We start from the raw sequence: 17,302 nt of genomic DNA, 5'->3' as shown, positions 1-17,302 counted from the left end.
CGCGAGCGAAGCGCCGCCGCAGGCCGCCGGCATTCTGTCCTGCGGCCGATAACCGTCCTGTTCCCACCTCATGAATACTGCCAACCGCAAACGTCTTCCGGGCACCGGGCTCGACTTCTTCGATACGCGTGCCGCGGTCGATGCGATCAAACCCGGCGCCTATGACAAGCTTCCGTACACGTCGCGCGTGCTCGCTGAAAACCTGGTGCGCCGCTGCGATCCGGTGACGCTCACCGCTTCGCTGAAACAGATCATCGAGCGCAAGCGCGAGCTGGATTTTCCGTGGTTCCCGGCGCGCGTCGTGTGTCACGACATTCTCGGCCAGACCGCGCTCGTCGATCTGGCGGGTCTGCGCGATGCGATCGCCGCGCAAGGTGGCGATCCGGCGCTCGTGAATCCCGTGGTGCCGACGCAGCTCGTCGTCGATCACTCGCTGGCGGTTGAATGCGGCGGTTTCGATCCGGATGCGTTCGCGAAGAATCGCGCGATCGAAGATCGCCGTAACGAAGACCGCTTCGATTTCATCAACTGGACCAAGCGCGCGTTTCGCAACGTCGACGTGATCCCGCCGGGCAACGGCATCCTGCATCAGATCAACCTCGAACGCATGAGCCCGGTCGTGCAGGTGAAGGACGGCGTCGCGTTTCCCGACACGCTCGTCGGCACCGACTCGCATACGCCGATGGTCGACGCGCTCGGCGTGATTGCGATCGGCGTCGGCGGCCTCGAAGCGGAGAGCGTGATGCTCGGCCGCGCGTCGTATATGCGGCTGCCGGACATCGTCGGCGTGGAGCTCTCCGGCAAGCCGGGCGAAGGCATCACCGCGACCGACGTGGTTCTGTCGTTGACCGAATTCTTGCGTAAAGAGAAGGTGGTCGGCGCGTACCTGGAGTTCTATGGCGAAGGCGCGGCGAACCTGACCTTGGGCGATCGCGCGACGATCGCGAACATGGCGCCCGAGTTCGGCGCGACTGCCGCGATGTTCTATATCGACGAGCAGACGATCCGCTATCTGAAGCTGACCGGCCGCGACGACGAACTCGTCGGACTCGTCGAGACGTATGCGAAGCACACCGGCTTGTGGGCCGATACGCTGAAGCACGCCGAGTACGAGCGCGTGCTGAAGTTCGATCTGTCGAGCGTGGTGCGCACGCTCGCGGGACCGTCGAATCCGCATCGGCGCTTGCCGGTGTCAGAGCTGGCCGCGCGCGGCGTGAGCGGCAAGGTCGAGAACGTGCCCGGTCTGATGCCGGACGGCGCGGTGATCATCGCAGCGATCACGAGCTGCACGAACACGAACAATCCGCGCAACATGATCGCGGCGGGCTTGGTCGCGCGCAACGCGAACCGGCGCGGACTCGTGCGCAAGCCGTGGGTCAAGAGCTCGCTCGCGCCGGGCTCGAAGGCCGTCACGCTGTATCTGGAAGAGGCGGGGCTGCTGCCTGAGCTCGAACAGCTCGGCTTCGGCGTCGTCGCGTATGCGTGCACGTCGTGCAACGGCATGTCCGGTGCGCTCGACCCGGTGATCCAGAAGGAAGTGATCGAACGCGATCTGTATGCGACCGCCGTACTGTCGGGCAACCGCAACTTCGACGGACGAATCCATCCGTATGCGAAGCAGGCGTTTCTCGCCTCGCCGCCGCTGGTGGTCGCGTATGCGATCGCGGGCACGATCCGCTTCGACATCGAGAAGGATGTGCTCGGCGTCGATGCCGACGGTCATGCGGTCACGCTGAAAGATCTGTGGCCGTCGGATGCGGAGATCGATACGATCGTCGCGGCGAGCGTGAAGCCGGAACAATTCCGCAAGGTGTACGAACCGATGTTCGCGGTGCACGCCGATACCGGGGCGAAAGCCGACCCGCTGTACGACTGGCGCGCGCAAAGCACCTATATTCGCCGTCCGCCGTACTGGGAAGGCGCGCTGGCCGGCGAGCGCACGCTCAAGGGCATGCGGGCGTTGGCCGTGCTCGGCGACAACATCACGACGGATCACCTGTCGCCGTCGAACGCGATTCTGCCCGACAGCGCGGCCGGCGAGTACCTGACGAAAATGGGCCTGCCCGAAGAGGACTTCAACTCGTACGCGACCCATCGCGGCGATCACTTGACCGCGCAGCGCGCGACCTTCGCGAACCCGACGCTGAAGAACGAGATGGTGCTGGAGAACGGCCAGGTGAAGGCCGGTTCGCTCGCGCGCATCGAGCCCGAGGGCAAGGTCACGCGTATGTGGGAAGCGATTGAAACGTATATGGAACGCAAGCAACCCCTGATCGTGATCGCGGGCGCCGACTACGGCCAGGGTTCGTCGCGCGATTGGGCGGCGAAGGGCGTGCGGCTGGCGGGCACGGAAGCGATTGTCGCTGAGGGCTTCGAGCGGATTCACCGCACGAACCTCGTCGGCATGGGCGTGTTGCCGCTTGAATTCAAGCCCGGTGTGAATCGCCTGACGCTCGGCATCGACGGTACCGAGACGTTCGACGTGATCGGCGGGCGCAAGCCGCGCGCCGATCTGACGCTGGTGATTCATCGTCGCAATGGCGAGCGCGTAGAAGTGCCGGTGACGTGCCGGCTCGATACGGCCGAAGAGGTGTCGATCTACGAGGCCGGCGGCGTGCTGCAGCGTTTCGCGCAGGACTTTCTCGAGTCGACCAAGGCGGCGGCTTGATGAGTTGACGCGCGCTTTGCAGTGAACGTCACAACAGACCAGGGCGATGCGGCTTGACGAGCCGCATCGCCCTTCATCAAAGATCACGTCATCTCAGGACACTTTCATGCACTTACCCCAGATCAGGATTCCGGCCACCTATATGCGCGGCGGCACGAGCAAGGGCGTGTTTTTCCGTCTGCAGGATCTGCCCGAGGCCGCGCAGCGACCGGGCGCCGCGCGCGATGCGCTGCTGATGCGCGTGATCGGCAGTCCCGATCCGTACGGCAAGCAGATCGACGGCATGGGCGGCGCGACGTCGAGCACCAGCAAGACCGTGATCATTTCGCGCAGCAGCCGGCCCGATCACGACGTCGACTATCTGTTCGGTCAGGTGTCGATCGATAAGGCGTTCGTCGACTGGAGCGGTAATTGCGGCAACCTGTCAGCCGCGGTCGGGCCGTTTGCCATCAGCGCGGGCCTCGTCGATGCGAGCCGCGTGCCGCGCGACGGCGTCGCGATCGTGCGCATCTGGCAGGCCAATATCGGCAAGACGATCATCGCGCACGTGCCGATGACCGGCGGCGCGGTGCAGGAAACCGGCGATTTCGAACTCGACGGCGTGACCTTTCCGGCCGCCGAAGTGCCGCTCGAATTCATGGACCCGGCCGCCGACGAAGACGGCGCGGGCGGCGCGATGTTCCCGACCGGCAACCTCGTCGACGACCTGGAGGTGCCCGGCGTCGGCACGTTGAAGGCGACGATGATCAACGCGGGCATTCCGACGATCTTCGTCGAGGCCGAAGCGATCGGCTACAAGGGCACCGAGTTGCAGGACGCGATCAATAGCGACGCGAAGGCGCTCGCGATGTTCGAGACGATTCGCGCGCACGGCGCGCTGCGCATGGGGCTCATCAAGCACCTCGACGAGATCGCGACGCGGCAGCACACGCCGAAGGTCGCGTTCGTGGCGAAGCCCGTGGATTATGTCGCGTCGAGCGGCAAGCCGGTGCGCGCGGGCGAGGTCGACTTGCTGGTGCGCGCGATGTCGATGGGCAAGCTGCATCACGCGATGATGGGCACGGCGGCGGTCGCGATCGGTACCGCGGCGGCGATCGCGGGAACGCTCGTCAATCAGGCGGCGGGCGGCGGCGAGCGCGAGGCGGTGCGCTTCGGACATCCGTCGGGCACGTTGCGCGTCGGCGCGCAGGCGAGTCTGAAAGACGGCGAGTGGGTCGTCACGAAGGCGATGATGAGCCGCAGCGCCCGTGTGTTGATGGAGGGTTGGGTCAGGGTGCCGCAGCAAGGCTGAGGCGCCGCCGATGCCGGCCACGCAGAGGAGGCACGATGCGCAACAGGCTGGACGCCGACGCAACGAATCCCGGTGACGCGGCGCGCGAGCTCGCGCACGCGAAACGCGCGGCGCTCGTGATCGCGATTGCGCAATTGCTCGGCACCTCGCTGTGGTTCAGCGCGAACGGCGCGATGCGCGATCTGCAGCTCGCGTGGCAACTGAGCGCGTCGGATATCGGCTGGCTGACGAATGCGGTGCAGGCCGGCTTTATCGTCGGGACCTTGCTGTCGGCGACCACCGGACTCGCGGATCGCGTGTCGGCGAGCAAGGTGTTCGCTGTTTGCGGCGTGCTCGGCGCGGCCTTGAATGCGCTGTTCGCGCTGTGCAGCAGCGGCCTCCCGTCCGCGCTCGTGTTTCGCTTTGGCGTGGGCGTTGCGCTCGCGGGCATCTATCCGCTCGGGATGAAGCTGCTCGTCACATGGGATCCGCGCCGCGCCGCGCAGACGCTTGCGTTGCTCGTCGCGATGCTGACGCTCGGCACGGCGTCGGTGCATGCGATTCGCGCGTTGCTGTCGGGCGTGCCGTGGCAAATCGTGGTGCTCACTTCATCGGGGCTGGCGGTGATCGGCGCGCTGCTGGTGTTCGTACTTGGCGAGGGACCGCACGCGCGGCACTCGGGCAACCGTCGCTTCGGTTTGTCGGCGGGCGTTGGGCAGGTGGTGCGCATCAGCGAGTTTCGCGCGGCCGCGCTCGGCTATTTCGGCCACATGTGGGAGTTGTACGCGTTCTGGACACTGACCCCGCTCCTCGTGCAGCGCGCGTTCGCGAGCGGCGCGCCGGCAGCGCCGGGCAGCGTCGCGTTGTGGTCATTCCTGATCATCGCGATCGGTGCGCTCGGCTGCCTGTTCGGCGGCAGGCTCAGCAAATCGGTCGGCAGCGCGCGTACCGCCGCGCTTGCGCTGACGATATCGGGCACCCTGTGCGCCATTTATCCGCTTACCACCGCGCTCGGCACCACCGCGCAGCTTGCGCTGCTGCTCGTGTGGGGCATCAGCGTGGTCGCCGATTCGCCGCAGTTTTCGGCGCTGTCCGTCAAGGCCTGTCCGGCCGACAAGATCGGCGGCGCGTTGACGCTGCAGAACAGCTTCGGCTTTTTCCTGTCCGCATGCTCGATCCTGTGGTCGACGAGCATCTTTCAAACGCTCGACGTGCGCGTCGCGTGGCTTCTGCTGCCGGGGCCGATCATCGGTCTGATCGCGATGACGCCGTTGTTGCGCAAGCAGCCGCGCTGGTGACGCTCGCAGGGCGTCATTTGCCGCCGTGCTTTTCCAGCCAGCGCTGCATGAACGCGATCTCATCATGCTGCGCCTTGATGATATTGCGCGCGAGCTGCTTGATCTCCGGGTCTTTGCCGTATTTCAACTCCGCCTGCGCCATCTCGATCGCACCCTGATGATGCGGGATCATGTGCGCGACGAAATCCCGGTCGGCGTCGCCGGTGTATTCGGGGGCGCTCATGTCATGCATCATGCGCTCGTCGGCGGCCTTGAAGGCTTGCGTCGAGGCGCTCGCGTCCGCCGGGCCCGACATGCCCATGTGGGGCATGTTCTGATGTTGCGCCTGAGCGGGCAGAGCCGCCGCCGCCAAGGCAAAACCACCAAACACACAGAGAGCGCGCAACGCGCGAAGGCTTTTCATATCGGTTCTCCGTTGCTGAAGTGCGTGGCCGATGTGATCTGCGCGATTCTATCGGGCAGGTAACGGACACTTCGAAAAGTGTGGAGCTTCCCACCGTGGTAGGGTCAAGCGAATCCAATCCGATGCCACGCCTATAATGAAACGCGACCGGATGACCAATCCAGCATCATCAGCATCACTTACGCAACGAGGCTGACAGCATGTACATCGCGATGAACCGCTTCAAAGTGGCACCCGGCTCCGAGGCCGCCTTCGAACATCTGTGGACCACGCGCGACACCCATCTGAAAGAGGTGCCGGGCTTCGTCGAATTCCATTTGCTGAAGGGACCGAGCAAGGACGATCACGTGCTCTATTCGAGCCATACCATCTGGCGCGACTACGCATCGTTCGAAGCATGGACGAAGTCCGACGCCTTTCGCGCCGCGCATCGCAGCGCCGGCAACGAAAACCGCGTGCTGTATCTCGGCCACCCGGAATTCGAAGGCTTCGAAGTGATCCAGACCGTTAGATAACGCGCCATTCATCGAGGAACGAAACCATGAAAGCCGTCAGAATCGGTTCGCCCGCCACCGTCGATAGTTTGCAGGTCGTCGATCTCGCCGATCCCGGCCAGCCGACTGCCGGGCAGATTCGAGTGCGCATTCGCGCGAGTTCGCTGAACTACCACGACTACGGCGTCGTCTCCGGCAATCTGCCTGCCGAAGCGGGCCGCATCCCGATGTCCGATGGCGGGGGCGTCGTCGAAGCGGTCGGCGCGGGCGTGAGCGAATTCAAGGCCGGCGATCACGTCATGTCGTGCTTCTTCCCGTTGTGGGAAAACGGCTCGCCCGAGATCGGCGATTTTTCGACCACCCCCGGCGACGGCGTCGACGGTTACGCACGCGAAGTCGTGGTGCTGCCGAGCCAATACTTCACGCATGCGCCAGCGGGCTATAGCCACGCGGAAGCCGCCACGCTGACCACGGCCGGGCTGACTGCGTGGCGCGCGCTCGTCGTCGACGGTCAGCTGAAGGCGGGCAGCACGGTGCTCGTGCTCGGTACCGGCGGGGTGTCGATCTTCGGTTTGCAGATGGCGAAGGCGATGGGGGCGTCGGTGATCGCGACGTCGTCGTCGGATGCGAAGCTCGCGAAGCTGCGCGAACTCGGCGCCGACCATACGATCAACTATCGCGACAATCCCGAGTGGGGCAAAGAGGTGCGTCACCTGACGAATGGACGCGGCGTGGACCACGTGATCGAGGTCGGTGGTCCCGGCACGTTGCCGCAATCCATCACCGCGTGTCGCATCGGCGGGCATATCGCGCTGATCGGCGTTTTGACCGGTCGCGCCGGACCGGTCCCGACCGCGCATCTGATGGTGCGGCAGCAGCGCCTGCAAGGGCTGATCGTCGGCAGCCGTCAGGATCAGATCGACATGGTGCGCGCGATGGAGACGACCGGCATCAAGCCCGTGATCGACAGCACGTTCGAGCTCGGCAAGCTAGCCGATGCGTTCCGGCACGAGGCATCAGGTGCGCACTTCGGCAAGATCTGCGTGGCGATCTGAGTCAGGTGCCCCGCGCGAGGTCCGCGAAACAGACACGCGTCGCCTCGCAGGCCTGCGTGAATCCTTCGTCGTAGCTCGTGAAAAATACCGTGCGCGTGGCGCCGAGCGTTCTGAACAGCTCGGCGAGCACGGCGCGCGCGGACGCGTCCAGTCCGCCCGCCGGTTCGTCGGCGATCAGCACGCGGGTCTCGCCGAGCGCGGCCGCCGTTAGAAACACCTTTTTGCGGCTGCCATATGACATCTGCTCGAAACGTTTGTCCAGATGTGGGGTGAGGCCGAAGCGTTCGGCAATTGCGAGCACGTCGTCGGTGAGCGCGCTGTGTCGCGCCGACGCGACCTCGCGCAGATAGTCGCGCCCGGTCTGATCGGGCCAGCTCATGCTGTCTTCCGGCACGTACGTGAGCAGTGCGTGCGCGGCGTGCGCAGCGGCGCGCAGCGAATGGCCGCCGACCCATACGTCGCCGGTATCGGCTTCGAGTGCGCCGGCGAGGATGGCGAGCAACGTCGATTTGCCACTGCCGGATTCATCGTTTAACGCGACGCAGCCGGACGTCGCGTCGAAGTGCAGTCCTTCGAACAGGACGCGGTCGCTATAGCGCTTGCTGAGGTTGTCGAATCGAAGCATCGGTTGGCGCCCAGTGGGCGATAGGAACGCGGCGCAGGGCAGCGCCGCATCTCGTGCGAAATCTTCAGCACGGTCATGTCGCGCCAGTGTAGCAGCGCGCCTGCTGCTTCTGCGCGGTTACACCGACGTCACCGTCTCCAGAAAAAACTCCACCATCCGGTCACACACGCGTTCGAACATTTGCGTGCCCGTCACGGTCGGGCAGCCGTGCGCGCGTGCCGCTTCGATCAGCGGCGTGAGCGGCGGCTTCGTTACGACGTCGCCGACAAAAGTCGTGGCCGGCAAGCGCGCGACGTCGATCGGCAGCGGATCGCCCGCGCGCATTCCGAGCAGCGACGCGTTGACGACCACGTCGTACCTGCTCAAATCCAGTTCGGCCCCCACTCCGCGCGCCTCGCCGCGCCCAAGCGCATTGAGCCGCGCGCTCAGCGAGCCGGTGCGTTCGGCGTCGTTGTCGCGCACGTCGAGCGAGCCGACGCCGCGCTGAATCAGTGCATGGCCGATCGCCGAGCCCGCGCCCCCCGCGCCGACCAGCAGCGCGCGCTTGCCCTGTAACTCGCAGCCCGCGGCGACGAGGGCCGCGACGAAGCCGGTGCCGTCGAACATGCCGCCATGCCAGCTGCCGTCAGCGTTGCGGCGCAGCGTGTTGACCGCGCCGAGGAACGCCGCTGCTTCGGCAAGCGTCGCGCAATAGCTCGCGGCGCTGAATTTGTGCGGCACCGTGATGATCACGCCATCGACGTTGCGCATCGCCGCGATGCCCGCGAAGAACGCAGGCAGATCGGCGGGCGCGACGTGCGCGGGCACCACTAGCGCATCGCGGCCGGCCGCGCGCAGCGCAGCGGTCACACCCGACGGCGAGCGCACCTGCGCAATCGGATCGCCGACGATGAAATACACGCGCGTCGCACCGCTCAGACCCGCGTCGAGCGACGCCAGAACCGAAGGGGTATCTGCCTGCTGCATGGTCGAATCTCCTGAAATGGGTGTCCGTTTGCAGTTTGCTGGAGCCGCTTCCGGCGAGTGCGAGCGGCTGCGCCGGTCGCGTCTAGGCGATGTCCGCCTGGCGCAACTCCAGCGCGCGAGCCCGCAGGTCCTGCGGGCTCATGTCGAACGCGCGCCGAAATGCGCGCGTGAAATCCGACGCGCTGCCAAATCCCAATCCATACGCGATTTCCGCGACCTGAAGCTGCGGGAAGCGCACCAGTTCGTCCGCCGCTTCGCGCAGCCGGCGATGGCGGATATAGGCGCCGAGCCCGCCCTCGTGCTCGAACCAGCGGTAGATCGTCGCGCGTTTCAGATGCAGCGCCTGCACGACGTGCTCCGGCGTCAGGTCGCCGTGATGCAGGTTCGCGTCGATGTAGCGGCGCACCTGCGCCATCAACGCCGACTGCAAGGCCGCGCGGTCGGCGCCGGTCAGTCGTGCTTCCTTGCGGAATGCGGCGACCATCAGTTGCCTGCCGGTCTGCAGCGCGTCGATCGCGGCGGCGGCATCGAGCGCCGTCATCTCACGCGCGAGCGCCGCGAGATGGCGCAGCGCGAGGCCGGCGAGCGGCGCTTCGTTACGCACGATGCGGCCGTGGATTCCGACGCCGTCGCGCAACTGCTCGTCGACCAGCGACGCCGGCACGAACAGGCTCAGCAGCCGGCAATCGGGCCGCTCGACGCGAAACGGCTGGTTCAGATCAAACGCGACGATGCCCGCTACCGAGCCCGGCTCGCTGCGTTTCTTGCGCATGCCCGTGATGTGCCCGACCTCGCCCTCGACGAACACCTGGAACACGTAATCGCGCCGCTGGTCCGTGGAGATGCGCGCGACCGAGCGCTCCAGCAGCATCGCTTCGGTGCGACAGTCGGTCAACACCATGCCACCGGTCGCGTACAGGTCGATTTCGCCGCGAAAGCCGTTGGCGATCTGCTCGTTCGACGGCGGCGCGTCGATTACGTGACCGACCCGCTGGCGCCACGCAAGAAACTGTTCGCCGGGTGCGAGCCCTTGCGTGCCGAAACGGCTCGTCGACACGACCGTGCACGAATCGGCCGCGGCGCGGGCGGCGAGATGGGACGGTAACGGAGGCTGGCTCATGAAATGACCGCAATTGCATGCATGGACGGGTTGACGGGTAGGACGGGGCCGAACCAGCCAGCATTTTTCGCGCCCGCGCCCTATTTTGAGACGCATGGTCAAGCCGTGTCCAGAAACAACGCTATCGTCACACGATTCAATTGCGGATGGCTTTCGATTTCATGTCGGGTTTGGCGGCGCGGGTTTGCGTCGCGCGACGCACGGCGGCTTGAGATCGAGGGTTGCTACAACGAGTACCGGGGGTAGTGCAGTGCAGGGGAGAACCGTTGATGCCTGCTGGCATTGGCGCCAAAAAAGTAGAGCCTGAGAGAAAGTGGCGATGATGCGAACGGGCCCGTAGAGGCCCGTCGCTCATCTGCCCAATATTCACCGACATACGGTGGCGTTCGCCTTCGTCCCCGGCGGCCGCGATCGAATCGGACGGTCCCGCGTCAGAGCGAAGGCGCGCCGAACAGCGTCTGCACCACTCCGGATTTCCAGATCATCTGCGCGGCGGCGGCCAGCACGAATAACAGCACCACGACACGAAACACCGCGGGCGGCAGACGGTCGCGCAGCGGCCGCACGAGCAGGATGCCCGCGATCACCGGCACGCTTGCGCACACTGAGATCGCCAGATCCGTCCAGCTCGCATGCGCCCCGCCACTGAACGCGGCGACCAGCGTGATGATCGACACCACCAGAATGATCGCGATCTGCTTGGTGAACGCCTTGCCCGTTGCGCCGGTTGCGATCAGATACATCGCGAGCAACGGCCCGGGCACCGACGCAATGCTTTCCATCAGCGCGGCGCCGAAGCCGAGCACGAGACCCGCGGGCTTGGCCCAGCTCGGCGACAGCGTGAGCCGTGGTGCGGCGAGCAGCAGCAAGGCCGCGAACATCAGCAGCGCGCCGGCCGCCGCCTGCGCGCGATGCGGTGCCAGCGAGATCAGCACCGACACGCCGACGATATTGCCGAGTACGGTGCCGACGAGCGGCGCCGCGATGCGCTTCATCGTCGGCAGCATCTCGCCGCCTTCGAGCGCCTGCGGAATATTGCCGAGGATGATCGGCATCGACAGCAGCAGCACGGCCGCCTTGATCGGCAGAAATTGGCTAAGGATCGGCATTGCGACGAGCGGCACGCCGATGCTGACCACGCCCTTGACCATGCCGCCGAGCAGCAGCGCGGCCGCGATGCCGACGAGTGCGTAGAGATCGAGCGCCTGCACGCTGGAGACGAGGATGCCGTTGGCGAAAGCGAAATGAGACATTGACGAGGGTCGTAAATCGGTGAGGCGCAATGATAGCGTGATCCGCGTCGCCGCCGGATATCCCGGCGATTTGATTCGATTTTTCAGGCGACGTCGGAAGTCACATTTCCGGCTGCTTCCAATACCGATTCGTCCCGCGTCTTCACCCGCAAAATCGGCGCTTCGATAAACCGCCACGACAGCAATGCGATGCCAAGCGAAATCGCAAATGACGCGACGATACCAAGCGCGTTCGCCCACATCGGTACGGTGCCTCCAAATAGCGCTTCGGCGTGCCGGTTACGCGTGAGATCCGGGATCAGGTTGTGATACAGATAGAAGCCGTAGCTGATCCGCCCAAGACCGGCGAGCCAACGGGTCTGCAGCAGAGCCATCACGACAGCGTTGCGGCAACACGCAATCGAAGCGACCAGCGCCGCAATGCCGGCCCCATACACGGCGCTGATCGCGGTCAACAGCAACGGATTGTCGAGCGTGTTCCACACTGGTTCGGCCGCGCACAAACCGATCACGACGAGACTGAGCGCGAACAGCGTCAGGCCATGACCGAGCCATGCACTCACGCGGCTGCGATCGTTGGCGATCGCCAGACCGCCGACGCCGCCTAACGCCAGCAGCCAGAAATTGCTCAACGGGTGCGTGTAGATCGTGATCTCATCCCAATGCGCGGCGTGCATCGCGAACAACGCAGCAAGGCCGAGCGCCACGATCGCCCAACATGCCGCGCGATGTCGCCGGGTGGCGAGCAGCAGCAAAAGCGGCGCGACCACGAGATAGAACTGCTCCTCGATCGCGAGGCTCCACAAGTGCGAGTAGCGGCCCGGCCAGTAACGCAGCACCGAGCCGATCCAGACGTTCGACAGATACGCGAAATGAAACGGCATGCCGCTCGCGAGTTCCGGATTCGCGAAGCCGAACGCCATCAGCGCGCACATCACGACGAGCATCAGGTAATAGATCGGAAAGATGCGCACTGTCCGGCGAAACAGGAAGCGCCGGAGTTCGGCGCCGAAGCGACTGTCGCCCGATTCGATGCGCGCGCGCTGCGACGACAGGATGCCGATGATCAGAAAGCCGCTCAACGCAAAGAAGATCCACACGCCGAGATGCCCGATCTCGCCGACGTCGCCGAAGAGTCGATGCTGCAGAAACACCATCAGCACGGCGATCGCGCGCAATCCATCGAAGCCGGCAATTCTGTTTTTCATAAACCTGTATACGCAAAACAGCAGAAAGCATGAAAACATCGTACGGAGAAAAAAGAGCGAAAAAAATCGCACCGTGTGTTTGTTTTTTTATTTTTGAGTCCTGCTTTAGCCCATCAATACCGATTCCGCTGTTTCGTGCGTGAGAAGCTGCAAATCTTTCCGGCTATTCGCTAAAGACGTACCCGGTATTACGAGTGGCCAACGCGTCCATTTCAGAATGCCGTTGTGAAAGCGAAAATGAAAGGCGGCCTGTCAGCGCGCATTCTTCGAGAAGCCGAATGGAAAACCCAGGCCGTGTTCGTGGACGATCGGTCGAAGTCGATTTCTTTCGTGGTGTCGTGCTGATCGTCATCGTGCTCGATCACATTCCCGGCAGCACGCTATCGCATCTGATGCTGCACGCTTATGCACTGTGCGACTCGGCCGAGGTGTTTGTGTTTCTCGGCGGCTATGCATCGGCGGCGGCTTATACGGCGGTGCTTGCGCATCGCGGCGAACAGGCGGCGAAGCTGCGCTTTCTCAAACGCTGTTGGGAGATCTATCGCGCGTATCTGGTGACCGCGATGTTGACGCTTGTATCCGGCGCGATTCTCGCGTTGCTGGATCTGAATCGGCCGATGGTCGAGCTGACCGGCTGGCCGCTGTTCGCATTGCAGCCGTGGCGCGCAGCATTCGATATCGCGCTATTGCGCCGGCAACCTTATCTATCGAGCGTACTGCCGATGTACGTGATCTTTGCGCTATGCGTGCCCGTCATGGTGCCGCTCGCGCGCCGCTCGACATCGCTCGCGCTGGCCGTGAGCCTCGCGGTGTGGGCCGCCGCGCGGCCGCTTGCCGCGTTATTCAGCATTGACGATGTCGCAGGCTGGGCATTTAATCCGTTTGCGTGGCAGTTGATGTTCGTGCTCGGCATGCTGTGCCGGGTGCAGCCGATCAGCGAACGCTTTCATGCGAGTCACGCCGCGCAGTGGTTCACGCGCGTCGCGGTGGTCGCGGTGCTTGGCTTCGCGATCATCAAACTTTTCGTGCTGACGCAACCTGTGTCCGGCACGCACAAGCAGAATCTTTCCGTGGAACGTGTGATCAATTTCATCGTCATCGCGTGGCTCGCAGCCCAGTTCGTGCGGATGGGCAGCATCGCATGGCTCGCGAGGCGGCTGCCCGCCGTCGTGACGGTCGGACGCAGCGGGCTCGTGTGCTTCATTACCGGCACGCTGGTGTCGTTGATCGTCGATACGGCGACGCCGCACACGTTTCACGGTTTTCGCGGTGTGCTGGTCGGACTCGGCGGCGATCTCGCCGCGATCGGCGCGCTGCTGATGATCGCGCGCGGCTGGAACGGCTGGAAGGGACAGCAGCCGGGCGCGCAAGCGAATGGCGCGCGCTACGGATGACGCGGCGCGAGCACCGCGGGCGCGTCACGCCCACGATGCGCACGAAGCGCAAGCTCGTCGGGCGCGCGAGCATCATGAGCATCGTCGTGATCGCGTGGCTCGCGATGCATCGCACGGCCGCGGTAGCCGAAGGAACACCGCTCGCGATGCGCTGCGCGGAGTTCGCAGGCGCGGTGGTGTCGCCCGAACCGATCGCGATGCCGACGGCCGGCGCGCTGATCGAAAGCGCGGAGATGATCGGCGCGACCGCGCCGGGCAATCAGCAGGGCGGCGAGTATTGCCGCGTCACGGGCCGCATCAAGGCGCTGAATCCGACGACGCCCGACATCCGCTTCGACCTGAATCTACCGCGTCACTGGAATGGGCGCGCGTTGCAGATTGGTGGCGGCGGGTATGACGGGGCGGTCGTCAGCGGCATCGGTGTGATGCCGTTTTCGCCGGATCGCGCGCCGCTCGCGCAAGGCTATGCGACGTTCGGCGACGACTCGGGGCATGTCGGCAATGCGTCGCTCGCGCAGTTTGGTCTCGTCGATGAAGCGGTGACGAACTTCGGCTACGCGCATCTGAAGAAGACGCACGACGTCGCGCTCGCGTTGATCGTGCGCGCGTATGGCAGGCCGCCGCAGCGCATGTATTTTGCCGGTGGCTCGACGGGCGGCCGCGAAGGCTACACGGTGATGCAGCGCTTCCCCGACGACTACGACGGCGTGATCGCCAATTCGCCCGCGCTGAATTTTTCCGGCGTGCGCCTGATCGGCTTGAAGCTCGGCCGGGCCGAGTACGTCACACCGGGCGGCTTCGTGCCGCCGGCACTGCTCGAGCACGTCTATCAACGCACGCTCGAGGTATGCGACCGGCTCGACGGTGTGGCGGATGGCATCGTTAGCGACGTCGAGGCATGCCGCGCGCACGAAGCGCAAATTATCGATTCGCTGCGTTGCACGGTTCGTCCGGCATCGGACGACGCCTGTCTGACCGACGCGCAACTGAGCACCTTGCTGGTGATGCGCAACGGGCTATCGCTGCCGTATCGGCTCGCGTGGGACGTGGCCGGCTATCGCGGCTACAACGTGTTCCAGGGCACGCAGCTGGCGGACGCGCTCGGGCTTGCACATCAACCGTGGCGCCAGCCGGTGCCCACCTTCTATGCGAACGGCTATCTGTTCGTGCAAGGCGACGGCTATGTACGCTACTTCATCGCACGCGATGCGAACTTCGATTCGCTGTCGTTCGACCCGCAACGGCCCGGCATATATCAGGCGCAACTAGTCGCGCTGTCGGCCACGATCGGCTCGATGAATCCGGACCTGTCGCGCTATATCGCACACGGCGGCAAGCTGATCACGCTGCAGGGCCTCGCCGACGAAGTGATCAGCCCGAATCAGACGATCGCGTATCACGACGCGCTGATTGCGCGCTTCGGCAAGGACGAGGTCGATCGTTTCATGCGGCTCTACATGGTGCCGGGTTTTCAGCATGGCGGCGGCGTGTTCATTCCATCGGTCGATCTGCTCGGCGCGCTCGACGCGTGGGTCACGCGCGGCGTCGCGCCTGAAACGCTGACGGCCACCGATCTCGCCGCGGCGACCAATGGGCGCTCGCGGCCGCTGTGCCGCTATCCGGGGTTCCCGCGCTATGTCGGCAAAGGCAATGTCGATCTGGCGAGTAGCTTTGTGTGTGCACAGCCGCCCGGCAACCAGTGACTCGCTGCACACTTTCGCACTTTCCATTACATTGCGGATGCGGCGCGCCAGTTGGCGCCGTTTCCTCTCATTCAACAGCGGTGTCTGCCATCCTAGAGTCCATGCAGCCAATCGTTTCAGTCAAGAATCTGTCGAAAACCTATGCCAGTGGTTTTCAGGCGCTGAAGAACGTCAATCTGGCGATCGACCGGGGAGAAATCTTCGCTCTGCTCGGGCCGAACGGCGCGGGCAAGACTACGCTAATCAGTATCATCTGCGGCATCGTCAACGCGAGCGAAGGCAGCGTGACGGTAGACGGCCACGATATCGGCGCCGACTATCGCGCGGCCCGCTCGCTGATCGGTCTAGTGCCGCAGGAGCTGACCACCGACGCGTTCGAAACCGTATGGGCCACCGTGTCGTTCAGCCGCGGCCTGTTCGGCAAGCCGAAAAACCCCGCTTACGTCGAGAAAGTACTGCGCGACCTGTCGCTATGGGAGAAGCGCAACAACAAGATCATCACGCTGTCGGGCGGCATGAAGCGGCGCGTGCTGATCGCGAAGGCGCTGTCGCACGAGCCGCGCGTGCTGTTTCTCGACGAACCGACCGCCGGGGTCGACGTCGAGCTGCGGCGCGACATGTGGAAGCTCGTGCGCTCGCTCGCGGCGAGCGGCGTGACGATCATCCTGACCACGCATTACATCGACGAAGCCGAGGAAATGGCCGACCGCATCGGCGTCATCAATGCGGGCGAGATCATGCTCGTCGAAGAGAAGACCGAGCTGATGCGCAAGCTCGGCAAGAAGCAGTTGACGCTGCAACTCGATAGCCCGCTCGACGAGGTGCCCGCTTCGCTCGCCGGCTACGGGCTCGCGGTCGTGAACGGCGGCAACGAACTGACCTACACCTATGAAGGCGAGGGCGGGCGTACCGACATCATCGCGCTGCTGAAATCGCTCGACGACGCGGGCATCGGCTTCAAGGACCTGCACACCACGCAGAGTTCGCTCGAAGACATTTTCGTCAGCCTGGTGCGGGGGGACCAATGAACATCTACGCAATGCGCGCGATCTACAAGTTCGAAATGGCGCGCACGTGGCGCACGCTGATGCAAAGCATCATCGCGCCGGTGATTTCCACTTCGCTGTACTTCGTCGTGTTCGGCTCGGCGATCGGCTCGCGCATCAAGGAAGTGGAGGGCATCAGCTATGGCGCGTTCATCGTGCCGGGGCTGATCATGCTGTCGTTGCTGTCGCAGAGCATCGCGAACGCGTCGTTCGGGATTTACTTTCCGCGTTTCACCGGCACGATCTACGAGCTGCTGTCGGCGCCCGTGTCGTATCTGGAGATCGTCGTCAGCTATGTGGGTGCGGCGGCCACCAAGTCGATCCTGCTCGGGCTCATCATTCTCGCGACCGCCGCGCTGTTCGTGCCGTTGCAGATCATGCATCCGGTCTGGATGGTGCTGTTTCTCGTGCTGACGGCGCTCACGTTCAGTCTGCTCGGTTTCATCATCGGCATCTGGGCGGACAACTTCGAGAAGCTCCAACTGGTGCCGCTCCTGATCGTGACGCCGCTCACGTTCCTCGGCGGCAGCTTCTATTCGGTGAACATGCTGCCGCCGTTCTGGCGCACCGTCACGCTGTTCAATCCGATCGTCTATCTGGTCAGCGGTTTTCGCTGGAGTTTCTTCGAGTTGGGCGACGTCGACGTCGGCCTGAGTCTCGGCATGACACTGCTGTTTCTCGCGGTGTTCCTCGTGATCGTCGGCTGGATCTTCAGGACCGGCTATCGATTGAAAAGTTGACAGGGCGCGACGGCGAAAAGCCGTCACGCCCTGCTCATCGATACGCGGCGACGCCAACT

The 17,302-nt window shown here is 64.4% G+C and carries 15 protein-coding genes; 9 read left to right on the top strand and 6 right to left on the bottom strand.

Annotation, left to right across the window (positions count from 1 at the left end; genetic code table 11):
- The first annotated feature begins 70 nt into the window (after positions 1 to 70).
- The 3 genes from acnD to L0U81_RS24170 all read left to right on the top strand — a co-directional run bounded on the left by acnD (position 71) and on the right by L0U81_RS24170 (position 5,236).
- A complete protein-coding gene (gene acnD, locus L0U81_RS24180; protein ID WP_233806390.1) occupies positions 71 to 2,668 on the top strand; it encodes a Fe/S-dependent 2-methylisocitrate dehydratase AcnD in 2,598 nt (865 codons plus the stop codon).
- A gap of 106 nt (positions 2,669 to 2,774) precedes the next feature.
- Positions 2,775 to 3,959: a 2-methylaconitate cis-trans isomerase PrpF gene (prpF, locus tag L0U81_RS24175; protein WP_233806376.1), complete on the top strand. Its 1,185-nt coding sequence runs from the start codon at positions 2,775 to 2,777 to the stop codon at positions 3,957 to 3,959.
- 35 nt (positions 3,960 to 3,994) lie between these two features.
- Positions 3,995 to 5,236 carry an MFS transporter gene (locus L0U81_RS24170; protein WP_233806367.1) on the top strand — a complete coding sequence of 414 codons (1,242 nt, stop codon included), beginning with the start codon at positions 3,995 to 3,997 and terminating at the stop codon, positions 5,234 to 5,236.
- Positions 5,237 to 5,249: 13 nt separating this feature from the next.
- Here the strand turns inward: L0U81_RS24170 and copM are convergent, their stop codons facing one another.
- Positions 5,250 to 5,639 (bottom strand): CopM family metallochaperone, encoded by a 390-nt coding sequence (gene copM, locus L0U81_RS24165; protein ID WP_233806365.1) that lies wholly within the window; start codon positions 5,637 to 5,639, stop codon positions 5,250 to 5,252.
- 200 nt (positions 5,640 to 5,839) lie between these two features.
- On the opposite strand from copM, the gene L0U81_RS24160 reads away from it, so the two are divergent.
- Complete coding sequence (locus tag L0U81_RS24160; protein WP_233806356.1) at positions 5,840 to 6,154, top strand: antibiotic biosynthesis monooxygenase family protein; 315 nt, start codon at positions 5,840 to 5,842, stop codon at positions 6,152 to 6,154.
- Between the two features lie 26 nt (positions 6,155 to 6,180).
- On the top strand, positions 6,181 to 7,188 hold the full coding sequence (locus tag L0U81_RS24155; RefSeq protein WP_233806354.1) for a zinc-dependent alcohol dehydrogenase family protein: 1,008 nt from the start codon (positions 6,181 to 6,183) through the stop codon (positions 7,186 to 7,188).
- Position 7,189: 1 nt separating this feature from the next.
- Here the strand turns inward: L0U81_RS24155 and L0U81_RS24150 are convergent, their stop codons facing one another.
- From L0U81_RS24150 to L0U81_RS24130, 5 genes are all read right to left on the bottom strand, one after another.
- Positions 7,190 to 7,813 (bottom strand): ABC transporter ATP-binding protein, encoded by a 624-nt coding sequence (locus L0U81_RS24150; RefSeq protein ID WP_233806352.1) that lies wholly within the window; start codon positions 7,811 to 7,813, stop codon positions 7,190 to 7,192.
- Positions 7,814 to 7,930: 117 nt separating this feature from the next.
- On the bottom strand, positions 7,931 to 8,779 hold the full coding sequence (locus L0U81_RS24145) for a shikimate dehydrogenase family protein (protein WP_233806350.1): 849 nt from the start codon (positions 8,777 to 8,779) through the stop codon (positions 7,931 to 7,933).
- Positions 8,780 to 8,861: 82 nt separating this feature from the next.
- Positions 8,862 to 9,899, bottom strand: coding sequence for an AraC family transcriptional regulator (locus L0U81_RS24140; RefSeq protein WP_233806348.1), 1,038 nt, complete (start codon positions 9,897 to 9,899; stop codon positions 8,862 to 8,864).
- 431 nt (positions 9,900 to 10,330) lie between these two features.
- Positions 10,331 to 11,152, bottom strand: a complete 822-nt coding sequence (locus L0U81_RS24135) for a TSUP family transporter (protein ID WP_233806347.1) — start codon at positions 11,150 to 11,152, stop codon at positions 10,331 to 10,333.
- A gap of 83 nt (positions 11,153 to 11,235) precedes the next feature.
- Entirely contained in the window at positions 11,236 to 12,360 is a 1,125-nt protein-coding gene (locus L0U81_RS24130; protein WP_233806336.1) for an acyltransferase family protein, read from the bottom strand.
- Positions 12,361 to 12,638: 278 nt separating this feature from the next.
- Here L0U81_RS24130 and L0U81_RS24125 point away from each other — a divergent pair, with 278 nt between their 5' ends.
- The 4 genes from L0U81_RS24125 (at position 12,639) to L0U81_RS24110 (ending at position 17,243) form a co-directional block, all read left to right on the top strand.
- Complete coding sequence (locus tag L0U81_RS24125; protein WP_233806334.1) at positions 12,639 to 13,754, top strand: OpgC domain-containing protein; 1,116 nt, start codon at positions 12,639 to 12,641, stop codon at positions 13,752 to 13,754.
- Entirely contained in the window at positions 13,751 to 15,457 is a 1,707-nt protein-coding gene (locus L0U81_RS24120) for a tannase/feruloyl esterase family alpha/beta hydrolase (RefSeq protein ID WP_233806332.1), read from the top strand. Before L0U81_RS24125 ends, L0U81_RS24120 begins: the two co-directional genes overlap by 4 nt.
- Before the next feature lie 101 nt (positions 15,458 to 15,558).
- Entirely contained in the window at positions 15,559 to 16,485 is a 927-nt protein-coding gene (locus tag L0U81_RS24115) for an ABC transporter ATP-binding protein (protein WP_233806330.1), read from the top strand.
- Entirely contained in the window at positions 16,482 to 17,243 is a 762-nt protein-coding gene (locus L0U81_RS24110) for an ABC transporter permease (protein ID WP_233806328.1), read from the top strand. The genes L0U81_RS24115 and L0U81_RS24110 overlap by 4 nt, the downstream gene beginning before the upstream one ends.
- The last annotated feature ends 59 nt before the right edge of the window (positions 17,244 to 17,302 follow it).

Source organism: Paraburkholderia sp. HP33-1 (genome assembly GCF_021390595.1).
In the GTDB taxonomy this organism is placed as follows: Bacteria; Pseudomonadota; Gammaproteobacteria; order Burkholderiales; family Burkholderiaceae; genus Paraburkholderia.
Note: the sequence above shows the minus strand (reverse complement) of the source record. Positions and strands in the feature narration are given on the sequence as shown.

Excerpts from the sequence above, each read along its gene's own strand:
- L0U81_RS24130 (WP_233806336.1), bottom strand. The coding sequence starts at position 12,360 with ATGAAAAACAGAATTGCCGGCTTCGATGGATTGCGCGCGATCGCCGTG.
- L0U81_RS24115 (WP_233806330.1), top strand. The coding sequence starts at position 15,559 with ATGCAGCCAATCGTTTCAGTCAAGAATCTGTCGAAAACCTATGCCAGT.
- L0U81_RS24150 (WP_233806352.1), bottom strand. The coding sequence starts at position 7,813 with ATGCTTCGATTCGACAACCTCAGCAAGCGCTATAGCGACCGCGTCCTG.
- L0U81_RS24110 (WP_233806328.1), top strand. The coding sequence starts at position 16,482 with ATGAACATCTACGCAATGCGCGCGATCTACAAGTTCGAAATGGCGCGC.
- L0U81_RS24170 (WP_233806367.1), top strand. The coding sequence starts at position 3,995 with ATGCGCAACAGGCTGGACGCCGACGCAACGAATCCCGGTGACGCGGCG.
- prpF (WP_233806376.1), top strand. The coding sequence starts at position 2,775 with ATGCACTTACCCCAGATCAGGATTCCGGCCACCTATATGCGCGGCGGC.
- acnD (WP_233806390.1), top strand. The coding sequence starts at position 71 with ATGAATACTGCCAACCGCAAACGTCTTCCGGGCACCGGGCTCGACTTC.
- L0U81_RS24160 (WP_233806356.1), top strand. The coding sequence starts at position 5,840 with ATGTACATCGCGATGAACCGCTTCAAAGTGGCACCCGGCTCCGAGGCC.
- L0U81_RS24140 (WP_233806348.1), bottom strand. The coding sequence starts at position 9,899 with ATGAGCCAGCCTCCGTTACCGTCCCATCTCGCCGCCCGCGCCGCGGCC.
- L0U81_RS24120 (WP_233806332.1), top strand. The coding sequence starts at position 13,751 with ATGACGCGGCGCGAGCACCGCGGGCGCGTCACGCCCACGATGCGCACG.
- L0U81_RS24155 (WP_233806354.1), top strand. The coding sequence starts at position 6,181 with ATGAAAGCCGTCAGAATCGGTTCGCCCGCCACCGTCGATAGTTTGCAG.
- copM (WP_233806365.1), bottom strand. The coding sequence starts at position 5,639 with ATGAAAAGCCTTCGCGCGTTGCGCGCTCTCTGTGTGTTTGGTGGTTTT.
- L0U81_RS24125 (WP_233806334.1), top strand. The coding sequence starts at position 12,639 with ATGGAAAACCCAGGCCGTGTTCGTGGACGATCGGTCGAAGTCGATTTC.
- L0U81_RS24145 (WP_233806350.1), bottom strand. The coding sequence starts at position 8,779 with ATGCAGCAGGCAGATACCCCTTCGGTTCTGGCGTCGCTCGACGCGGGT.
- L0U81_RS24135 (WP_233806347.1), bottom strand. The coding sequence starts at position 11,152 with ATGTCTCATTTCGCTTTCGCCAACGGCATCCTCGTCTCCAGCGTGCAG.